General features: G+C 46.6%; 21 protein-coding genes. 15 read left to right on the top strand and 6 right to left on the bottom strand.

From position 1 onward, the window contains the following. Nucleotides 1-108: 108 nt before the first annotated feature. Entirely contained in the window at nucleotides 109-1,035 is a 927-nt protein-coding gene (locus tag B5F78_RS07725; RefSeq protein WP_087406420.1) for a bifunctional riboflavin kinase/FAD synthetase, read from the top strand. Between the two features lie 38 nt (nucleotides 1,036-1,073). On the opposite strand, the gene B5F78_RS07730 is transcribed toward B5F78_RS07725, so the two are convergent. The 3 genes from B5F78_RS07730 to B5F78_RS07740 form a co-directional block, all read right to left on the bottom strand. Next, entirely contained in the window at nucleotides 1,074-1,439 is a 366-nt protein-coding gene (locus B5F78_RS07730; protein WP_022040156.1) for a helix-turn-helix domain-containing protein, read from the bottom strand. A 4-nt stretch (nucleotides 1,440-1,443) separates the two neighbouring features. Next, entirely contained in the window at nucleotides 1,444-1,740 is a 297-nt protein-coding gene (locus B5F78_RS07735; RefSeq protein ID WP_087406421.1) for a type II toxin-antitoxin system HigB family toxin, read from the bottom strand. 149 nt (nucleotides 1,741-1,889) lie between these two features. Beyond that, nucleotides 1,890-3,998 (bottom strand): glycoside hydrolase family 97 protein, encoded by a 2,109-nt coding sequence (locus B5F78_RS07740; protein WP_087406422.1) that lies wholly within the window; start codon nucleotides 3,996-3,998, stop codon nucleotides 1,890-1,892. A gap of 447 nt (nucleotides 3,999-4,445) precedes the next feature. On the opposite strand from B5F78_RS07740, the gene B5F78_RS07745 reads away from it, so the two are divergent. The 9 genes from B5F78_RS07745 to B5F78_RS07785 all read left to right on the top strand — a co-directional run bounded on the left by B5F78_RS07745 (nucleotide 4,446) and on the right by B5F78_RS07785 (nucleotide 10,857). Next, nucleotides 4,446-4,862, top strand: a complete 417-nt coding sequence (locus tag B5F78_RS07745) for a DUF3836 domain-containing protein (protein ID WP_087396068.1) — start codon at nucleotides 4,446-4,448, stop codon at nucleotides 4,860-4,862. 43 nt (nucleotides 4,863-4,905) lie between these two features. After that, nucleotides 4,906-5,748, top strand: a complete 843-nt coding sequence (locus tag B5F78_RS07750; protein ID WP_087406423.1) for a CPBP family intramembrane glutamic endopeptidase — start codon at nucleotides 4,906-4,908, stop codon at nucleotides 5,746-5,748. Between the two features lie 12 nt (nucleotides 5,749-5,760). After that, a complete protein-coding gene (locus tag B5F78_RS07755) occupies nucleotides 5,761-6,375 on the top strand; it encodes a DUF2975 domain-containing protein (protein ID WP_087406424.1) in 615 nt (204 codons plus the stop codon). A 180-nt stretch (nucleotides 6,376-6,555) separates the two neighbouring features. Beyond that, nucleotides 6,556-7,200: a DUF2975 domain-containing protein gene (locus B5F78_RS07760; RefSeq protein WP_140400083.1), complete on the top strand. Its 645-nt coding sequence runs from the start codon at nucleotides 6,556-6,558 to the stop codon at nucleotides 7,198-7,200. Between the two features lie 27 nt (nucleotides 7,201-7,227). After that, nucleotides 7,228-7,878, top strand: coding sequence for a DUF2975 domain-containing protein (locus B5F78_RS07765; RefSeq protein ID WP_087406426.1), 651 nt, complete (start codon nucleotides 7,228-7,230; stop codon nucleotides 7,876-7,878). 15 nt (nucleotides 7,879-7,893) lie between these two features. Then, entirely contained in the window at nucleotides 7,894-8,346 is a 453-nt protein-coding gene (locus B5F78_RS07770) for a DUF2975 domain-containing protein (RefSeq protein ID WP_087406427.1), read from the top strand. A 13-nt stretch (nucleotides 8,347-8,359) separates the two neighbouring features. Beyond that, entirely contained in the window at nucleotides 8,360-8,596 is a 237-nt protein-coding gene (locus B5F78_RS07775; RefSeq protein ID WP_022040147.1) for a hypothetical protein, read from the top strand. A 5-nt stretch (nucleotides 8,597-8,601) separates the two neighbouring features. After that, the gene (locus B5F78_RS07780; RefSeq protein WP_013618101.1) at nucleotides 8,602-8,811 is read left to right on the top strand and encodes a helix-turn-helix domain-containing protein; all 210 of its coding nucleotides are present in this window, start codon (nucleotides 8,602-8,604) and stop codon (nucleotides 8,809-8,811) included. Nucleotides 8,812-9,009: 198 nt separating this feature from the next. Then, the gene (locus B5F78_RS07785) at nucleotides 9,010-10,857 is read left to right on the top strand and encodes a DEAD/DEAH box helicase (RefSeq protein ID WP_087396056.1); all 1,848 of its coding nucleotides are present in this window, start codon (nucleotides 9,010-9,012) and stop codon (nucleotides 10,855-10,857) included. Between the two features lie 290 nt (nucleotides 10,858-11,147). Here the strand turns inward: B5F78_RS07785 and B5F78_RS07790 are convergent, their stop codons facing one another. Both B5F78_RS07790 and ruvB read right to left on the bottom strand, forming a co-directional pair. Beyond that, the gene (locus B5F78_RS07790; protein WP_087406428.1) at nucleotides 11,148-12,629 is read right to left on the bottom strand and encodes an oligosaccharide flippase family protein; all 1,482 of its coding nucleotides are present in this window, start codon (nucleotides 12,627-12,629) and stop codon (nucleotides 11,148-11,150) included. A 115-nt stretch (nucleotides 12,630-12,744) separates the two neighbouring features. Next, nucleotides 12,745-13,770, bottom strand: a complete 1,026-nt coding sequence (ruvB, locus tag B5F78_RS07795) for a Holliday junction branch migration DNA helicase RuvB (protein WP_022040144.1) — start codon at nucleotides 13,768-13,770, stop codon at nucleotides 12,745-12,747. 84 nt (nucleotides 13,771-13,854) lie between these two features. On the opposite strand from ruvB, the gene B5F78_RS07800 reads away from it, so the two are divergent. From B5F78_RS07800 to B5F78_RS07815, 4 genes are all read left to right on the top strand, one after another. Then, nucleotides 13,855-14,640: a 4Fe-4S binding protein gene (locus tag B5F78_RS07800; RefSeq protein ID WP_087406429.1), complete on the top strand. Its 786-nt coding sequence runs from the start codon at nucleotides 13,855-13,857 to the stop codon at nucleotides 14,638-14,640. A gap of 181 nt (nucleotides 14,641-14,821) precedes the next feature. After that, nucleotides 14,822-15,937, top strand: coding sequence for a tRNA 2-thiouridine(34) synthase MnmA (gene mnmA, locus B5F78_RS07805; protein WP_239465726.1), 1,116 nt, complete (start codon nucleotides 14,822-14,824; stop codon nucleotides 15,935-15,937). Nucleotides 15,938-16,084: 147 nt separating this feature from the next. Further along, entirely contained in the window at nucleotides 16,085-17,191 is a 1,107-nt protein-coding gene (locus B5F78_RS07810; RefSeq protein ID WP_022040141.1) for an OmpA family protein, read from the top strand. Between the two features lie 87 nt (nucleotides 17,192-17,278). Continuing rightward, entirely contained in the window at nucleotides 17,279-18,391 is a 1,113-nt protein-coding gene (locus tag B5F78_RS07815; protein ID WP_022040140.1) for a site-specific integrase, read from the top strand. Here B5F78_RS07815 and B5F78_RS17130 read toward each other — a convergent pair. Continuing rightward, nucleotides 18,336-18,644: a hypothetical protein gene (locus tag B5F78_RS17130; protein WP_162608504.1), complete on the bottom strand. Its 309-nt coding sequence runs from the start codon at nucleotides 18,642-18,644 to the stop codon at nucleotides 18,336-18,338. The two genes, B5F78_RS07815 and B5F78_RS17130, sit on opposite strands and share 56 nt — an antisense overlap. 127 nt (nucleotides 18,645-18,771) lie before the next feature. Between B5F78_RS17130 and B5F78_RS07820 the strand changes: the two genes are divergently transcribed. Continuing rightward, a complete protein-coding gene (locus B5F78_RS07820; protein ID WP_087211935.1) occupies nucleotides 18,772-19,206 on the top strand; it encodes a hypothetical protein in 435 nt (144 codons plus the stop codon). The last annotated feature ends 286 nt before the right edge of the window (nucleotides 19,207-19,492 follow it).

Raw genomic sequence — 19,492 nt, forward strand, 5'->3', positions numbered from 1 at the left:
GTACTTCGTAAATCGAAAAATAGTAAATTAAAAGAATCCGCGAAAATCTGCGTTAATCTGCGTTTCTGAGCCGACCACATTATATAAACTAATTCTCAACATCTACTTATGGAAATAATCAGTGCCGAAAGTCCATTTGCGTTTCCGCCTTGCGCAGCCACTATCGGGTGCTTCGATGGCGTGCATCGCGGACATCAATACTTGATAGAGCAAGTGCACCGCGAGGCCCAAGCCAGAGGATTGCGGAGCACGCTGGTTACTTTCCCTGTCCATCCCCGGCAGGTCATGCAAAGCGGTTATTGTCCGCAATGGCTCACTTGCCTTCCTCAGAAAAAAGATTTGTTACAGCAAGAGGATGCCGATTATTGCATCCTTTTGCCGTTTACGCACGAACTGTCACTGCTTTCGGCACGTCAGTTTATGGAACTGCTGCACGTCCGTTTCAACGTGCAGGCACTGGTTATCGGTTACGACCACCGCTTCGGGCACAACCGGAGCGAAGGCTTCGAGGACTATTGCCGCTATGGGGAAGAGTTGGGTATGGAGGTCATCCATGCTCAGGCGTTGGAAGAAGACGGCTTGTCTATCAGCTCCAGCCTCATCCGCAACCTCTTGAAAGAAGGTGACGTGGTGCGTGCCAACCGCTATCTGGGCTATCGCTATTACCTCGACGGGCAGGTAGTAAGCGGTTATCAGGTGGGGCGCAAGCTGGGTTTCCCTACCGCCAACCTCCAACCGTCCTGCCCCGACAAGCTGGTACCGAAAGAAGGGGTCTATGCCGTTTACGCGTATGTGGAGGGGAAACGCTACGCCGGCATGCTGAACATCGGCAGCCGCCCCACGATAGGCAACGGCACCAAACGGAGTATCGAGGTGCACCTCATCGGCTTCGAAGGCAACCTGTACCAGCACGCTCTTCGGGTAGAGTTCATGCAATACATCCGTGAGGAACAGAAGTTCGAGGGCATCGAGGCGCTGATTGCCCAGCTGAATCGGGACAAAGAAGAAATCACCCGGCTGCTGAATCATATTTGAAACTTATAACCACGTCGCCGCATGAAGCATCTCTTGCGTCACACACCTAATACGATGTTTGCATCAATGCTTAATTTCCGGCTTATCTCACGGGCTACTTTCAGTGTAGGTTCGCATTTCCCGGAGATGTAATCGCTTAGACGTGAAGGGCTGACGCCAATCAGTTTAGCCAAAGACTTCTGGTTCAACCCCATTTCGTACATACGGAGTTTGAGGATGTCGACAAGCGTAGGTTCTCCCAATGCGAAATGCTCTTCCGAATAGTCAGCAACAAGGTTGGACAGCAATTCCAATTCGATGCTGCTAGGGTCATCGAGAGGCGTCTCGTCCGTAACCAACGGAAGAAGTTCCTCGACTCTTTTTACAGCCCAATCGTATTGAGCTTTTGTTTCTATCTTTGTCATAAGTTTAAATTTTAGAGCAATCAGCTATTTTGTCATATTCCGAATGAATCCCAATGAAACGGATATAAACAAACTTTATCGTGAATTTTATTACTACAATCAGCCTGTAATTATTACCTTTGATATTGAATACGTAATGCTGGTTGCCTACGTTATCCACACTGTTAAACGATTTCTTTACATCGGCAAAACACGTCCATTGGCTCTTCTTGACTATAGTGGCCCATTCTTGCAAAGCCACTTTCGCATCGGGATGAGTCTCCGAATACTCTTTTATCGCCTGTTCTGTAAATATTCTCATTGGGTCGTTTGATTATCACAGCACAAAGATAGGAAAAGAGTTCTGATTTTCAAAACAATATTTTGATATTTATAATTATGCTATAAAAATAGCGGTACCCCGAAAGATACCGCTATATGCAACTCGGTGTTTCCGTATTCTATTTTTAATTACAGCTCCTTAATGCTGATAGCTACACCGCCGCTGGGCGCGAGGCGTTGCTTCAGCACGGTCTTGCTGGAGACTTTCTTGGTGGAGATGACGTAGTCTTGCGGATTGGTGCGCCAGTCTGCCTTTTTGCCGTCGGCATAAATGGTGGCTTCGTATTTCTTGCCTTCGGGCAGGAAGCTGAGGTCGATAACGGCTTCGCGCGCATTCTCGTCAGTGATGCCGCTGATGTACCATTCGTTCTTGCCTTTCGCCTTGCGGGCTATGGTGATGTAGTCACCCGGTTCGGCTTCCAGAATGTAGGTGTTGTCCCAGTCTACCGCCACGTCTTTGATGAACTGGAAGGCATCAAGGTGCTTCTCGTAGCTTTGGTAGAGGTCGGCTGCCATCTGGAGCGGGCTGTACATCGTGACGTAGAGGGCAAGTTGTTTTACCAGTGTGGTGCTCAGCTTCGCCTGGTTCGAGCCGTATTGCGAGAGGTCTCCCTCGAAGATACCCGGCGTATAGTCCATCGGGCCGCCCATCAGGCGGGTAAACGGCAGGATGGTGGTATGGTCGGGGCGGTTTCCTTTGAAGGATTCAAACTCGGTGCCGCGTGCCGACTCCTGGGCAATCCAGTTGGGATAGGTGCGGCATAAGCCTGTGGGGCGTACGGCTTCGTGCGAATTGACCATAATCTTATATTGTGCAGCCGTTTCCGCCACGCGGAGATAATGGTTCACCATCCATTGTCCGTCGTGGTGCTCGCTGCGCGGGATGATGCCACCTACGTAGCCCGTCTTTACGGCATCATATCCGTATTTGTTCATAAAGCGGAACGCGTCGTGCATCTGGCGTTCGTAGTCGGCTACCGATGAGGTGGTTTCGTGGTGCATGATGATTTTCACGCCTTTCTCCTGGGCATAGCGTTGCAGTTCGGCTACATCGAAATCGGGGTAGGGCTTGTCGAAATCGTAGATGAATTCCTTGCTGTAAGCATAGTTGTCTTCCCAGCCTTCGTTCCAGCCTTCTACCAATACGGCATCGAATCCGTGTTTCGAGGCGAAGTCGATGTATTCTTTCACGTGTGCCGTGTTGGCTCCGTGGTGTCCGTTCGGTTTCAGCTTCGTATAATCGGTCTTGCCGATAACGATGTCCTGCGTGTCGGTATATGCCCATGTGGAGCCTTGCCCCGTGAAGTATTCCCACCATACGCCGACATACTTCGTAGGATGAATCCATGAGGTATCCGCCAGCTTGCAAGGTTCGTTCAGGTTCAAGATGAGGCTGGAAGCCAAGATGTCACGGGCATCGTCGCTTACTACGATGGTACGCCACGGCGTAACGCTTCCGGTCTGCACGTAGGCTTTCGTGCCATTGCGGTCGGGCGTAAGATGCGTGCTGAGTACGAAGCCTTTGTCGTCCAGATTCAGCTGCATGGCAGGATAGTTCACCAGTGCGGCTTCGTGGATGTTGATGTATAACCCTTCAGCCGATTTCAGCATCAACGGCGATTGTACGGCAAGGTTCGGGGTAGCCGAACGGATGGCGAGCGGCTCCTGGCGCACGCTGTCAATCAGGCTTGCCACTTCCGAGAGTTTCGAAGTCGTAGTGGGATATTCGTTCGTATCATAGTCGCCCGGAAGCCAGAACGCCTTATGGTCGCCGGTCAGGCGGAATTCGGTCTCTTCTTCGTTCACCGTAAAATGGCGCAGTTCTTTCTGCACCGGGAACTCATAGCGGAATCCCAGCCCGTCATTGAACAGACGGAAACGGAGGTTCAGCAGCCAACCCGTTCCGTTTTGCTTCATGGCGATGAACAATTCGTTATGGTGGTCGCGGATTTCACTGTATTGTCCCCATACGGGCTTCCAGGTAGTGTTGCTTTCCGAAGTTTGTGTATCGGTCACCGTAAAGTTGCGGTCGAATTGATAATCGGGACGCACGCTGAATCCCAACTTGCTCTCCTTGATGACATCTTTTCCTTTGTATTGCAAGGAATAGACCGGTGTACCTTCAGCCGAAAGGCGGAACTGCAGGGTCAGGTTTCCGTCCGGCGATTTCAGTGTCTGTGCAAACATTGTTCCAGCCCAGACGAGCAGGAACAGGCAAATCATGCTTAGTCGTTTCATAGGATGATATGTTTTTTAGGTAAAGATTACTCCTTATTATATAATATGGCACAGCCCATGCGGAAGCCCGCAAGATGCCTATTGATTTATCTCCTTGCGTGACCGCCCGCATTGCCTTCCGCAACCGCCCGTGTAGACCAACGTAACCGCTTACGTCAGCCTACACGGGCGGCCGCGTTTTTAACGTTTGGCTATGCCGCTATATATAAAGAACAACCGAAAGTCCTGTTCCACTTATGCCTTTCGGAATAAAAAACAAGCCTTGTTATCCCCTATAGAAGGCGTTATAACCGCATTTCATTAAAAAATTATCGTTTTTCGATAAATTTTTCTCGAAAATCTTTGGTAGTATAAAAATAATGCGTACATTTGCATATCGATAAACGATAAATAATTATCGAATAGAGAACAAAACAAGATTAATAAAAACATTAAAGACATACGATTATGAAAAAGACATTTGTTACCAAAGCTATCGCCGCTATCTTCGCAACCGCTATGATGAGTTTTACAACCGCTACCGAAGCCAGTGCACAGAACACTTTTGTTTACGGACAAGACGGAAACACAATGACCGTTTCTACGCTGAATGCCGATGGCATCTCGATTACGCCGAAGCTGAAATACGAATACCAATACGATGCCAACGGGAACCTGGCGGAAAAGAAAGCCTATCGCTGGAATGCCGATAACCGTTCGTGGCAACCCGCTTACCTGCTGAATTACCTTCCTGGCGACGGTATCTACCTGATTGACTATGCTGAGTACGACAAGGCTTCGGGCGCGTTTACGCAAAACATCCAGACCAGCATCTACTACCAGCAAGCCGAAAACGGTATGTTGTTGACCGACATTCAGAGATAATCCACTTGATTCATTCACCTATATAAAATAAGGAGATACAACTATGGGACGCGTTATTAAACTTTTCATCTATTACCTGCTTTATACGTTCGCATTCACCGGCATCTTTTCCGGAGGCTATATGATAGCCAACCACACGTTGGAGTTTCCCCAATCCGATGCTATGGTTTTCCAGCTCACCATGTGGGCGCAAGTGCTCTCCACTTTGGCGGTAGGTGTTCACCTGCTGGTCTGGAAATATGTAAAGCGTGACCAGTTATCCCTAAGCTTCCCCAATGCCGGCAAGGTGATGCTTGCTTCTATTATCCTCATCGTGGGGATGGGATGCTGGACGAACTACCTGACCGAACTCACCGGATTGCCCGATACAATGGAAGAGATTTTCACCAAGGCAATGTACAACCCGTTGGGCGTTATCTCCATCGTCGTAATGGCTCCCATTGTGGAAGAACTTTTGTTCCGCGGAGGAATGCAAGGCCACTTGTTACGCAAATGGAAGAATCCCGCCTGGGCGATTCTGGTGTCTGCCCTTATCTTCGGTATCGTACATGGCAATCCCGTGCAAATGTTTTTCGCTTCCATCCTGGGATTGGTACTGGGCTGGGTATATTACCGCACCGGAAGCCTGTTGCCCTGCATGTTGATGCACTTTATCAATAACGGTACCTCAGTATTGCTCTTCCACCTGTCGGGAGGGGAAGACGAAACCATGACCGAAGCCTTGGGCACGACCGGAGCCATTTGCCTTGCCCTCGTGGGTGTAGCATTGACCGTATGGAGCATCTGGTACATCAAGACCCGCCTGATTCCGAATCAGATAGCATGGAAAGAAACACCCGCTCCGGCAGAAGAAGTGATTGCATCAGAAAGTAAAGAACAAGCCTAATTCATCACGCTTATGAAAACCGTACGCATTTTAGGAATTATCGTGATATTGGCGCTGATAGGAGGTGCTCTTAAAGATGCCATTCCCGGATTTATAGACGGGTGGAATGATGCCGAAACCGATTCCCAACTGGTTCTGCCTGCCGACTTTAATTCGGTGTCTTTATCGGTAGAAGGATATAAAGACGGGATTCCTGATAGCCTGTTCAACCGGGCTATGCAAGCAAATGTACCCTGCGAAGTGAATGGGGTGAACACTTACGTGAAGCATAATTCATGGGTGCATGCCATGGGCTTTGTGATTCTACCTGTTATATTGCTCGTCTTTTATGGAGTTTATTGTCTGATACGCTTGTTGATATCGGTGAGCCGGGGAGAAATATTGATTCGGAAGAACATACGCCGCCTGCGTTTCTTCATTTATCCGATAATGGCATTCTCTGCCTTGTACGAACTTCAGAACTATATCCTTTATCGGATTGCCACCAGCGAGCTGGTATCTTCCGGGTATGTGTTCGATGAGTTCCACTTGAAATATTCGTGGACTTTCATGTTGGTGATTGCCCTCTTGACCGAGATTTTCGCCCAAGCGGTACGCATCAAAGAAGAGAACGATTTAACCATATAAATAAACACTTCCGTTCGGCCTGTTTGCTTGCCTTGAAAAGTAATATATACTTCATCGCCAGTTTCAGTACTACTGAAACTTCCATAGAAGATATATTCAATGGCAAACGCAGATATATTCGTTTGCGGAGGCATGTAAATAGGTTCTAACGGGAATTTGAACAGCATTAAAGTATATCTTATGAAATACATCAGCCTTTTAGGAATCATCACCATTATCGCCCTTTGCGCGGAGTTCGTTTTACAGATGTCTGGCGGAGATGCAATAGAAAGCTTTAATGCCGGACGTGAAACCGGAGCACAACAAGCGGAAAGCGGTGCAAGTTATGTCCATTCTTTCCTTCTTCCCGTAAAAGCCAAAGTCATTCCCGAAGGAATGGAGGGGGAAGCCACCTTGCAACTTGCGGATGGGACAAAGACCGTGCCCTATAGTATTGCCGAAGTAAAATGCGAGGTGCGCCCCAGCTGGTTCATTGCGATAGCTCTTACCTTCGGCTCTTTCTTTGTTGCCCTTATCGGCATCTATTCCATTTATTGCCTGATCCGCTTGCTGATACGTGTGGCGAAACGTGATATTTTTTCCCGTCGCAACGTATACTGGATACGCTGGTTCGCCTACGTCAATGCCGGAGTTTACCTGGGATTGATGTTCTTCGAATGGTTGTTGGAGCGCGATGCGGTAAGCCAGCTCCGTATTCCGGGCTATCAGGTCATCGGCATCGAACATACCGTTTACGATTTCAGTTCCTTCTTTGTCATCGTCTTGCTGGCGGAAGTCTATGCCGTAGCGGTAAAGATTAAGGAAGAACAGGATTTAACCATCTAAATTACACATTGCAAATTATTACGCCTTATGAAAAAAAGACTAAACCTCATCTGCTTGGGAATTGTGCTCGCCGTTCTTGTCTCCATGTCCTTCTTGTTCAGTACATTCTATTATGGTTTCAAGGCAGGGATTGACGCTTACGAACAAGGAGCGGCGGGAGTGGAAAAGCTTGACGTGACTTACAAGATGATTGGCACGATGCCGACCGATGTCATCACCAACGAAACCGCTACGGCTATCAATGAGAAAGACGGTTCCACCGTGTCTATTCTTCCTTTTATCAGCATGATAGGAGTTCCGAACGAAAAAGCGGATGCTACCGACTCCATATTCCTTTCATTGCTGGACTGGATGGTGATAATATGTTGCATTTATGCCATAGTCCAATTCGTCAAAATGATTCGGAACATCCACCGCAACATCATTTTCGATTGGGCGAACGTGAAACGCCTGCGCCGGTTGGGCTTTTCGCTTATCCTCTGCTTCTGTTGCTCGTTGGTGACGTTCGCCATCAACAATCATTTGGTTTCTCAAGTGATAAGCTTGAAGGATTGTGACTTTTCCATTGCTTTCCAGTTTTCAGACCCGACATTGCTCATCGGCTTCACCTCCTTGTTGTTCGCCGAGATTTTTGCAATCGGGTTAAAACTGAAAGAAGAGAATGATTTAACCATCTAAAAAAACGGACCGCTTATGAAAACAAAACCCGATAAACAATTGGTGCAATATTGCGAAGCGCTGATGGTGCTCTCTGTCTTTAGCGCAACATGCTTTGGCGTATCGAACATTTTCCCAATCTGCTATGAGTTGGGCAAAGACGCAAGCGACACCTTCATTTGGTTTGCCTTGGTGCAAGGCATAAAGGCATACGCGATGTTCTTCATCGCCGCCCTGACCTACTTTCTGGCACGCAACGTGCGGAACGGATCGGTCTTTACTTCCGCCAACCAGCGCATCCTGCTTGCCATTGGCGGCTCGACCGTTATTTCCGGCGCGCTTATCAATGCTATTATCAACTGTTCTCCTCTTGAGATGCCGACCGATACCAGCCTGTTGCTTATCATCATCGGATTGTTCATCGTCCTTGTCTCGCTGATGTTCAAGATAGGCATCCGCATGCAGGAAGAACAGGACCTCACCATTTAAACCCATTATGCCTATGAAACCGAAAAGCAACTATACCCGAGTAATGGCAGGATTTTACATCTTCCTGTGCCTTATCGCCTCGATGATTGTAGGCGAACTCATCTATTTTTTAGTGATAGTCCCATTGGTGCCCAAGCAGACTTGGCTTCCGCTCATGAATGTGGCTTGGGTTTATCTTGTGGTTGCTATCTATTACAAACTGACCCGCCGTTATACCAAATGGTGGAAGAAACTGGAAAATAAACAATAATGCCTATGCCGATAATAGTAAATCTTGATGTGATGATGGCGAAACGGAAGATTTCGCTGGGAGAGCTTGCCGAACGGATTGACCTGACACCGGCAAACCTTTCTATCCTGAAGACAGGAAAAGCCAAAGCGGTGCGCTTCTCTACGCTGGAAGCCATCTGCAAGGAACTGAATTGCCAGCCCGGCGACATACTGGAATACCAGGCGGAAGAATAACCGATATTCACCACAGAGGTCACAGAGTGTCACGGAGGAATAAAAAATGAAAACCCTGTGTGCCTCTGTGTCCCTCTGTGGTGAAATAGCAACAGCAAGACACTTTCCTTCCTTTTTGTCAGCAAAAAAACGGGCAAACATACGTATATATCGTTAATTCTCTGTATCTTTGCAGCCGAATTAGACAGTTATAGATAAATGAAGACATTTGAAGAACTTGGCGTAGCTCCCGAAATACGCAAAGCGATTGAAGAAATGGGTTACGAGAACCCGATGCCCGTACAAGAAGAAGTAATCCCTTACCTGTTGGGAAACGGGAACGATGTAGTGGCTCTGGCACAGACCGGAACCGGAAAAACAGCCGCATTTGGTTTGCCGCTGATACAGAAAATTGACGTTAGCAACCGCGTGCCTCAGGCATTGATACTCTGCCCTACACGCGAACTCTGCCTGCAGATAGCAGGTGACCTGAATGACTATTCGAAGTATATCACCGACCTGAAGATAATACCCGTTTACGGAGGTTCGTCTATCGAGAGCCAAATCAAGAGCCTGAAGAAAGGCGTACATATCATTGTTGCCACTCCGGGACGTCTTATCGACCTGATAGAACGTAAAGTGGCGAAACTGGAAACCATCCGTGACGTAGTGATGGATGAAGCCGACGAAATGTTGAACATGGGCTTTACCGACAGCATCAACGCTATCTTGGAAAAGGTGCCCGAAGACCGCAATACCTTGATGTTCTCGGCTACGATGAGTCCGGAAATCTCACGCATTGCCAAGACCTACCTGCGTGACGCAAAGGAAATCACCATCGGCACGAAGAACGAAGGTACGAAGAACGTGCATCACGTGGCTTACATCGTGCATGCCAAAGACAAATACCTTGCCCTGAAACGTGTGGTAGACTTCTATCCGATGATTTACGGCATTATCTTCTGCCGTACCCGGTTGGAAACGCAGGAGATTGCCGACAAGCTGATACAAGACGGCTATAACGCCGACTCGTTGCACGGTGAACTGAGCCAGGCGCAACGTGACCTGGTGATGCAGAAGTTCCGCCAGCGTCATTTGCAATTGCTGGTTGCTACGGATGTGGCTGCCCGCGGACTGGACGTGAACGACCTGACCCACGTCATCAACTATGGCTTGCCCGATGATGTGGAAAGCTATACCCACCGAAGCGGACGTACGGGACGTGCCGGCAAGACGGGTATCTCTATCGCCATCATGAACCTGCGCGAAAAAGGTAAGATGAAGCAAATAGAACGTATCTTGAACAAGAAGTTCAGTGTTGAGACCTTGCCTACGGGACAAGCCATCTGCGAACAGCAGCTGATTAAGCTGGTAGACGATATCGAAAAGGTAAAGGTGGACGAAGAAGAAATCGAAGCATTCTTGCCGGGCATCTACCGCAAACTGGAATGGCTGAGCAAGGAAGACCTTATCAAGCGCGTGGTATCGATGGAGTTCAACCGCTTCCTGGACTATTACAAGAATGCACCGGAAATAGACCAGCCCAGTGCCAACGAAAAAGGAAAAGACAAGAAAGAGAAGAAAAAAGGAGAACGTCCGGAGCGCAGAGAGCGTTCGCGCAAAGCCGAAAAGGGTTATACGCGCTTGTTCATCAACTTAGGCAAGACCGACGGTTTCTTCCCCAATCAGGTTATCGAACTCATCAACCGTAACTTGAAGAAAGAGCGTATCGAAGTAGGACGCATCGACCTGATGCAGAATTTCTCGTTCTTCGAAGTGATTGAGGCACAAGCACCGAAAGTGGTAAGAGCCTTGAACAAGACGACTTACAACGGACGCAAAGTCGTAGTAGAAGTGGCAGAAGAAAACGAAGGCAAAAGCGATAAGAGTGGAAAGAAACGCTCCAAGGAAACAAAAAAAGTAAAAGCCGACCGTAACGGGGAGCGGACTGCACGTGCACCGAAACAGGAAGACGACTGGCGTCAGTTTTTCCAAGAAGACGGATTCTCGGATGTAGACTTTGGCGGAATGCCTGAGTGGGTAAAAAAGAAAAAGAAACGGAAATAACTTGATAACAAATCCTAACGAATAAAGGATGTGCCTAACAGTACATCCTTTATTCGTTAGGATTTATTTGATTTGAGAAGTTGGAAACTGTTTTGAATTTCTCCAAAAAGTTTTTCTCGTCTTGAGATTCGTTTTCGTGTGTGCTTTGGGCGATTCTTTGGATTCTTTCCGTTTCTGTCCTTCGCCAGATAGCCCGCTATCTGTTGATGCTTATAACACAGCATGCACAAATCTATACTGTACAGATATAGCCTGATGACGGTTGGGCAAAAACAGGAAGAAATAACTGCTTATCTTAATTTTTTTATTCTCAACCCCTTCAACAAGTCTTTTTTTACGATATAACCCGCAAAGCACAACAACAAAAGGGTATGAAACACCAGTCGCCAGATAATGTTTGTAATTGTCATTTCCCGCGCAATAATGTACAATACAGCGGCAAAAACCAGATAAACCGTCATGTCTTTCAACGGATAAACTACGGGGTATTTCTTTTGTCCTATCACATAGGAAAGCAGGGTGATAAGCCCGTATCCGGCTACCGAAGCCCAGGCGGAAGCCACATAGCCGTATCGCGGAACCAGCCAGATGTTTAATATCAGGATAACGGCACAACCGATGATGGAGAAATAAGCCCCCCACTTTGTCTCATCGGTCAACTTGTACCAGAACGACAGGTTGAAATAAATGCCTTTCAAGATTTCCGCTCCCATCACAATTGCCACGACACCCAGTCCTTCCCAATAGTCGGGTGCAATGAGATAGCGCAAAATGTCCATGTAGAACATTACCGCAAGAAAAGCCAGAAGCGAGAAGATAAAGAAGTATTTCATTGCCTTGGCGTACATTTCCCGGTTATCTCCTTCCTTGTTCTTGCCAAAGACAAAAGGCTCGTAAGCATAGCGGAAGGCTTGTGTAAACATCGCCATGACCATCGCCACCTTACTTGTCGCACTATAGATGCCCAGCTGCACCAAACCTTCTTGCCGGTCATCGAACAAAAATGGATAAATCATCTTGTCTACCGTTTGGTTTAAAATACCTACTAACCCGAATATCAGGATAGGGAATGAATAACTCACCATTTGCTTCATCAACGGGCGGTCCAACCGATAGGAAAAGCCTCTGAGTTCGGGGATAAAGAAGAACATCTGCACCGCCGACATGATAAGGTTGGATACGAAAATGTAACCCACCAGATAATCGGGCCGGTAGAACCAGTTGATTGTTTCGGGCGACACCTTATATATATAGGGGCACAACAAGAGGAAGAAAAGGTTCAGCACGATATTCCCGATGATGTTGAACAACTTGATGGCAGCAAACTTCATCGGTTTCTTCTGATAGCGCAAATAGGCGAAAGGGATGCACTGGAACGAATCGAGTGCCACTACAATCACCATCATGGCGATATAGTCAGGATGGTCGGGGTATTCCAGAAAGGCAGATAACGGATGGATGAACGCAAGGCAAAGCGCGACAAACAACAGGGATAATCCGCCCACAAACAACAGCGCATTGGCATACACATGTTTCGGGTCGGCATCGGTCTTGTTGGCAAAGCGGAAGAACCCTGTTTCCATGCCGAAAGTCAGCAATACCAATATCAGTGCCGTATAGGCATATACGTTCGACACTACGCCATAACCGCCCGATACAGCCGGGATGACCGCCGTATAGAGAGGCACCAGCAAATAATTCAAAAACCGTCCGACAATGCTGCTCAGTCCGTAGATTGCCGTATCTTTAGCCAATGATTTCAGTCCAGCCATAGATGTCAATTAGTTTGTAATCATGCGCTCGTTTTATATTCACCACAGAGGACACGGAGAGATATTTTATTTCCTCTGTGATACTCTGTGCCTTCTGTGGTGAAATCAAACACGCTCAATCGAATAATGTTTTTTGTTCATTCCACCGGCTTCTGCCCAGATGCTGGTATGCCAGTTCGGTCACTTCCCTTCCGCGAGGCGTACGCTTCAAGAAGCCTTCCTTGATAAGAAAGGGTTCGTATACTTCTTCTATCGTGCCGGGGTCTTCTCCCAATGCCGTAGCAATGGTGGTCAATCCTACAGGACCGCCCCGGAACTTGTCGATGATGGTGCAAAGCAACTTGTTGTCTATCTGGTCCAAGCCGTAACGGTCTATGTTCAATGCCTCCAATGCGAACTGGGCAATCTTCAAGTCGATGCGTCCGGAGCCTTTCACTTGCGCGAAATCACGCACCCGCCGGAGCAAAGCGTTGGCGATACGGGGCGTTCCGCGGCTTCGCGAGGCAATCTCTCCAGCCGCTTCCGTATCACAAGGCACCCCCAGAATCTTTGCCGAGCGCAAGATGATTTTGGTCAGCGTGCTGTCTTCGTAGTATTCCAAGTGCAAGTTGATGCCGAAGCGTGCCCGCAACGGTGCGGTCAGCAAGCCGCTTCGGGTCGTCGCTCCTACCAGGGTGAACGGGTTTAAGTCAAGCTGGATGCTGCGTGCCGACGGACCTTTGTCTATCATGATGTCTATCCGGTAGTCTTCCATTGCCGAATACAGGTATTCTTCCACGACCGGACTCAAGCGGTGTATTTCATCGATAAACAATACATCGTTCGGTTCCAGGCTGGTCAGGACTCCCGCCAGGTCGCCGGGCTTGTCCAGTACCGGACCGGATGTGACACGGAACCCTACGCCCAGTTCATTGGCAATGATGTTGCTCAACGTAGTCTTCCCCAGTCCGGGAGGGCCGTGCAGCAATACATGGTCAAGTGCCTCGGCACGAAGCCGTGCCGCCTTTACAAAAATACGCAGGTTATCCACCACCTTATCTTGCCCGCTAAAGTCTTCAAACTGAAGCGGACGCAGCGCGTTCTCGAAATCACGCTCCTTTCCGGTAGGCTTATAATCGCGTATGTCGAACTGTTCTTCCATAATTTTCTTTCTGAATCTCATGCAAAGGTAATGAATAATCTGAGTTATTTTATTACTTTTGTTCAATTAAACATGCTTAATGATATGACTACATTCCAAACAACCCACATTGTTTATTTCTCGCCGACACATACCACAGAGAAAATAGCCCGTGCCATTGCCGAAGGCATCGGAATGGAAAGACGCATCGAAACCGACCTTACATTGGATGAATCTGTCTCTGCCATCGAAATCAATCATTCGCTGACCATACTTGCCACACCTGTCTACAAAGGACGTGTGGCACCTGTCGCCTTGCAACGCATGAAACGTCTGAAGACCAGCGGCTCACCGGTAATATTGGTCGCCGTTTATGGCAACCGTGACTATGAAGACGCACTGGTAGAATTGCGGGATATGGCTATCGAATTGGGATTTACGCCTCTGTCCGCAGGTGCTTTTATCGGAGAGCACAGCTACAGCACGCCACAACGGCCGATAGCAGCAGGCAGACCCGATGCCGATGATTTGTACCAGGCAATACAGTTCGGCAAAGACAGTTTGTCGAAGCTGGAACGAACAAATCTGCCGGTCCCTGCGTTTTATATCAAGGGAAATGTTCCATATAAACCTTTTATTACAGGAACACCTTCGGCTCCGGTCTGTAACGAAAACTGTTTTGTATGCGGAGAATGTGTGGAAGTATGTCCTACCCATGCTATCCGTATCAGTCCGGACGGTACCAGCATCGAGACTGATGTGAATCGCTGCATCCGTTGTTGTGCTTGCGTAAAAGTTTGCCCGAACGGAGCACGTGTTTACGATAACCCCTTTGCTGCATTCCTGCATGAAAACTTCAGCGCAAGGCGTGAACCGGAATTGTTCCTATAAGCAGACGCCTGTGCAGATAGGTGCGATGACAGGTGGAAATAGTTGGAACGTCCGTTGCATATATAATCAAAAAACATCCGCTTCCGGCTTCTGACGGAGAGAAGCGGGGTATAACTCCTTAACTCCTTTAACTTCTAAAAAAGAACAAAATATGACAAAAGACAAACGGGTATTGGTGGGAATGAGCGGAGGCATAGACAGCTCTGCTACCTGCATCATGTTGCAAGAGCAAGGATATGAAGTGGTAGGTGTTACCATGCGCACATGGGACATCCCCTCACATTTTTCTTCCCCCGCTCAGGAACAACCCAATGAAATAATCGAAGCGCAACACGTGGCTGCCCGTTTGGGTATCGAGCATCATGTCGCAGACGTGCGGGAAGAATTTCGAAAAGTCATCGTACAATACTTTATAGATGAATACATGAAAGGACGTACGCCCAATCCTTGTGTGCTTTGCAATCCATTATTCAAAGAACGCATCTTGTGCGAATGGGCCGACCGTACCGGTTGTCAATGGATTGCTACAGGTCACTATTGCCGGTTCGAAGACCGGAATGGATTGCGTTACATCATTACAGGAGACGATCCGGTGAAAGACCAGTCGTATTTCCTTTGGAAGTTGCCGCAATCGATTTTAAAACGTATGCTGGTTCCTTTGGGTGGGATGACTAAGGAAGAAGTGCGCAATTATCTTGCCGGCAAAGGATTCGAAGCTAAGGCACGTGGTGGGGAAAGTATGGAGATTTGTTTTATCGACAGAGATTACCGGGAGTTTCTGCGCGAGCATTGTCCCGATATTGACGAAAAGATAGGGCCAGGATGGTTTGTCGATAGCAAAGGAATGAAATTAGGACAGCACCAAGGGTTTGCTTATTATACAATCGGCCAGCGTAGAGGATTAGGAATCGCACTGGGCGAACCTGCATATGTATTGAAGATCAATCCGGAAAAGAATACGGTAATGCTGGGAAACGTTGAACAGCTAAAGACGGAATACATGCTGGTAGAATCGCCCGAAACTCCCGATTTAGACGAATTGCTTGCCTGCCCGAATTTATCTGTACGTATCCGTTACCGGAGTCGTCCGATACCTTGCCAGGTAATCCTGTTGGATAACGGTTGCCTGTTGGTAAAATTCAATACCGAAGCCTCAGCTATCACGCCGGGACAATCTGCTGTGTTTTATGATGCCAACCGGGTATTAGGCGGAGGGTTCATCGCATCGCAACAAGGAATCCGAAAGATTTCGGCAGAAAATAGTTATAAATTCGATAAAAAGAACGGACAGATATGAAACAAAAGAAACTTTCTGTTTGTTCCCTATGTTAAAGAAAGACGATTAAATTTATAAAAAGCACCCCAAAAAAGTGCAAGCTATGCTTTTTTTTTATATCTTTACTTTCGGTAAGCAATATCTGTATAACACAAAAATAAAAAGATTATGAAACTAAGAAGAAACCTTACCGCACTCGTACTTGGATTAAGCACGATTGCAGCGTTTGCCCAAAGCGGCAACACAGAGACACGCCAGATTAAAGAAGAAGGCAAAACCGTATTTAACCCGCACTGGTTTATGCAGGTTCAGGCCGGAGCCTCACACACCGTAGGAGAAGCCAAATTCGGAGATCTGATTTCTCCGGCAGCTGCACTGAATGTCGGATATCAGTTTACCCCCTTATGGGGATTGCGTGCCGGTCTGAGTGGCTGGGAAGCTAAAGGTGCGTGGGTAAGCCCTGAAACTATTTACAAGTATAATTATTTGCAGGGAAATGTAGATGCTACACTTGACTTAAGTAATCTGTTCTGCGGTTACAATCCGACACGTTTCTTCAACGCGTATTTGTTCGGCGGTATTGGTGTGAACGGAGCATTCAACAACGATGAAGCCGTAGCAATCAACGATGCCGGACATCGGTTGGAATATCTGTGGCGCGACAGCAAAGTAAATGTCGTAGGCCGTTTCGGCTTGGGCACGAACTTACGCATCAGCGACCATGTATTCTTCAACATCGAAGTGAATGCCAACACGATGTCTGATAAATACAATTCGAAGAAGGCAGGTAATTCCGACTGGCAGTTCAATGCTTTAGCTGGATTTACATTCAAATTCGGAAAAACTTATACAAAGACAGAACCTGTTTACTACGAGCCGACTCCTGTTCCTCCAACTCCAGAACCTGTAGTAGAAGAAAAGAAAGAAGAACCGGCTCCCGAACCTGTCGTTGTTCAACCGATGAAACAGAATATTTATTTTGTTATCAATTCATCCGAAATCCGCAATTCAGAACAGAGCAAAGTCAGTGCTCTTGCCGCTTACCTGAAAGAACACACTGACGCAAAAGTTTCATTGTGCGGATACGCTGACAAGAATACTGGAAATGCACGTATCAACAAGAAGTTATCAAAAGAACGTGCAGAAGCTGTAGCAGAAGCATTGAAAGCGCAAGGCATTTCGGCAGACCGTATTACCGTTGATTATAAAGGTGATACCGTACAGCCGTTCTCTACTATGGAAGAAAACCGTGTAACGGTTTGTATTGCCGAATAAAAACTATTCATTTTCTTAATTAGACTGTATCCTGTAGAAGTTATTACCTTTCTACAGGATACAGTTTTTTTATACTTGCAGTAAGTCATGGGAATCTTATTGTGTAAAAGAAAACTGAAAAATGGGCGCATTTCGCTCTATTTGGACTGTAATGTTGAAGGAAAACGTTATAAAGAGAACCTGGGCATCACCCTAGAAGCACCTGTAAGCAAGGAAATACGTCAGGCAAATTGTGCCAAATTGCAATTGGCTAAACTTTTACGTGCACAACGTGAAATCGATTATCTCCACAATCACTATTGGTCGAAACTGCCTCCATTATTTCACTCTCAGGTTAGAGAAGATGAAACGGCAGGCGAACCTTTACCCGACTTTTTCCTTGTATCGATAGGATACCTTAATATTTATCAGCCCAAAGATAGCCGTATGGTACAGGCTGCATTTTCATACCTCCGTCAGTTTCATCCTGCTTCTTTGCCTGTGAACCATATTACACATAGCTTTTGTACACGGTTCTTTCGCTTTTTACAAGAAAGATTGCATGGCAATACACCTGTCAATTACTTCAAGAAATTCAAAATGTGTCTGGATTATTGCGTAGAAGAAAACCTTCTGCCCTCTAATCCGGCAAAAGGCATCCGGCTGCCTCAATATAACGATGTGACTAAACAGATTTTGTCGCCTAAAGAACTGGTAAAACTTACTCTCACACCTTGTCGCAATCCGGAAGTGAAACGGGCTTTCCTGTTTTCGTGCCAAAGCGGATTGCGTTGGTGCGATATACAAGAATTGTGTTATAAGAATATAGACTTTGCACAACGCCATCTGATGTTGGTTCAAAAAAAAGTTGCAGGTCATTCACAAAAGCCTGTCTTGCATATCTATCTGAATGAAAATGCCATGAAACTGTTGCAGGAATCACAAGGTACTCCCGATGATTTCATTTTTCATCTTCCTTCCCATTCATATAGCTTGCGTATCATCAATGAATGGACCAGGCGTGCCGGATTGCGCAAACATATTTCTTTCCATTGTGCCCGCCATACCTTTATTACTTCCATTATGGCCAGGGGAGCAAGCATCAAGACAGCAGCTTCTTTGGCTGGACATTCCAGTACCAGGCATACAGAAAAATATATACACATCATCGATCAGCAGAAACAACAAGCGGTAGAAAGTCTTCCAGATCTTCCACTTTAAAACAGATTAGGTTTTCAGTGCTTTCGAAGCTTTTCCTTTGGGCAACTTTAACACCATGATAGGTAAGCCTTGTTAGAAGCTGTTTTGAATTTCTCCAAAAAGTTTTTCTTGGCTTGATGTATCCTTTTTCGTGCCTTTTTCGTGTGTGCTTTGGGCGATTTTTTGGTCCTTTTCGCTCCTGTTCTTCGTCAGATAGCCCGCTATCTTCCTCATCACAGAAGCGAAAATGCCTCAAAAACTCATCCCAAATCATCGCACGATAAATTCAAAACAGCTTCTTAGAAAGTGAAGAATTTTGAAAAAAAAACATCAATTTCTCGGGAAATCAATCTTTTTTATATACATTTGTGCCATGTAATAAATAAATTTAATACGAGTTTATGAATGAACTGAAAGTAAGCCTTAAAAGAATAGCCGAAGATGGCTTTACCCGCAACGACGAAATATTGGCAGACGAATCAAAAACATTGATTCCTCAGATGGGATTCGAGTTGCTTTCTGATATTAATAAAAACATGTTGACCATTGTAGCGCATGTCGGTTATGTTACTCCTGCAAAGGAAGTTGGAGCAGCGTTACGCTTCCGATTCTCGCTAGAAGTGGACAGTTTGAGTAACCTGGAATATGTTACCAATCCGCAAAAGGGTACCCATCAATATAAGTTCCCTAATGGTTTCATCGAAGCAGTCCTTACCGATGTGTATGCTACTGCCCGTATACTGATAGCACAAAAACTGAGAGGTACACGTCTTGAAAACATTTACTTACCTTTTGGAGGTGCAGGCAGTTTGGTTCGCATGATGCAGAAGAAATAAGATAAATCTTTTTCTATAAGACAATAGCAGGAGACATAAACATTCGAATACTGTTATGCCTCCTGCTTTTTTAGCGCACCCATCTTTGTCAAATTATTTTGATAAGATATCTTTTTTCTCCGACTCAACTATCCGACTATTCAATCGGCACATTTTCGGCACATTTTGTTGTCAACTCCGCATGTGTAAACATCTAAACTTTTATTTATCAATTAATTAGCTCATTCCGCACATGTAGCCGGCGCGGCTACTGACGGGGCTTTCCGCCCGTTCTCTCCAGAATATG

The sequence above is a fragment of the Bacteroides sp. An279 genome (assembly GCF_002159615.1).
Lineage (GTDB): Bacteria > Bacteroidota > Bacteroidia > Bacteroidales > Bacteroidaceae > Phocaeicola > Phocaeicola intestinalis.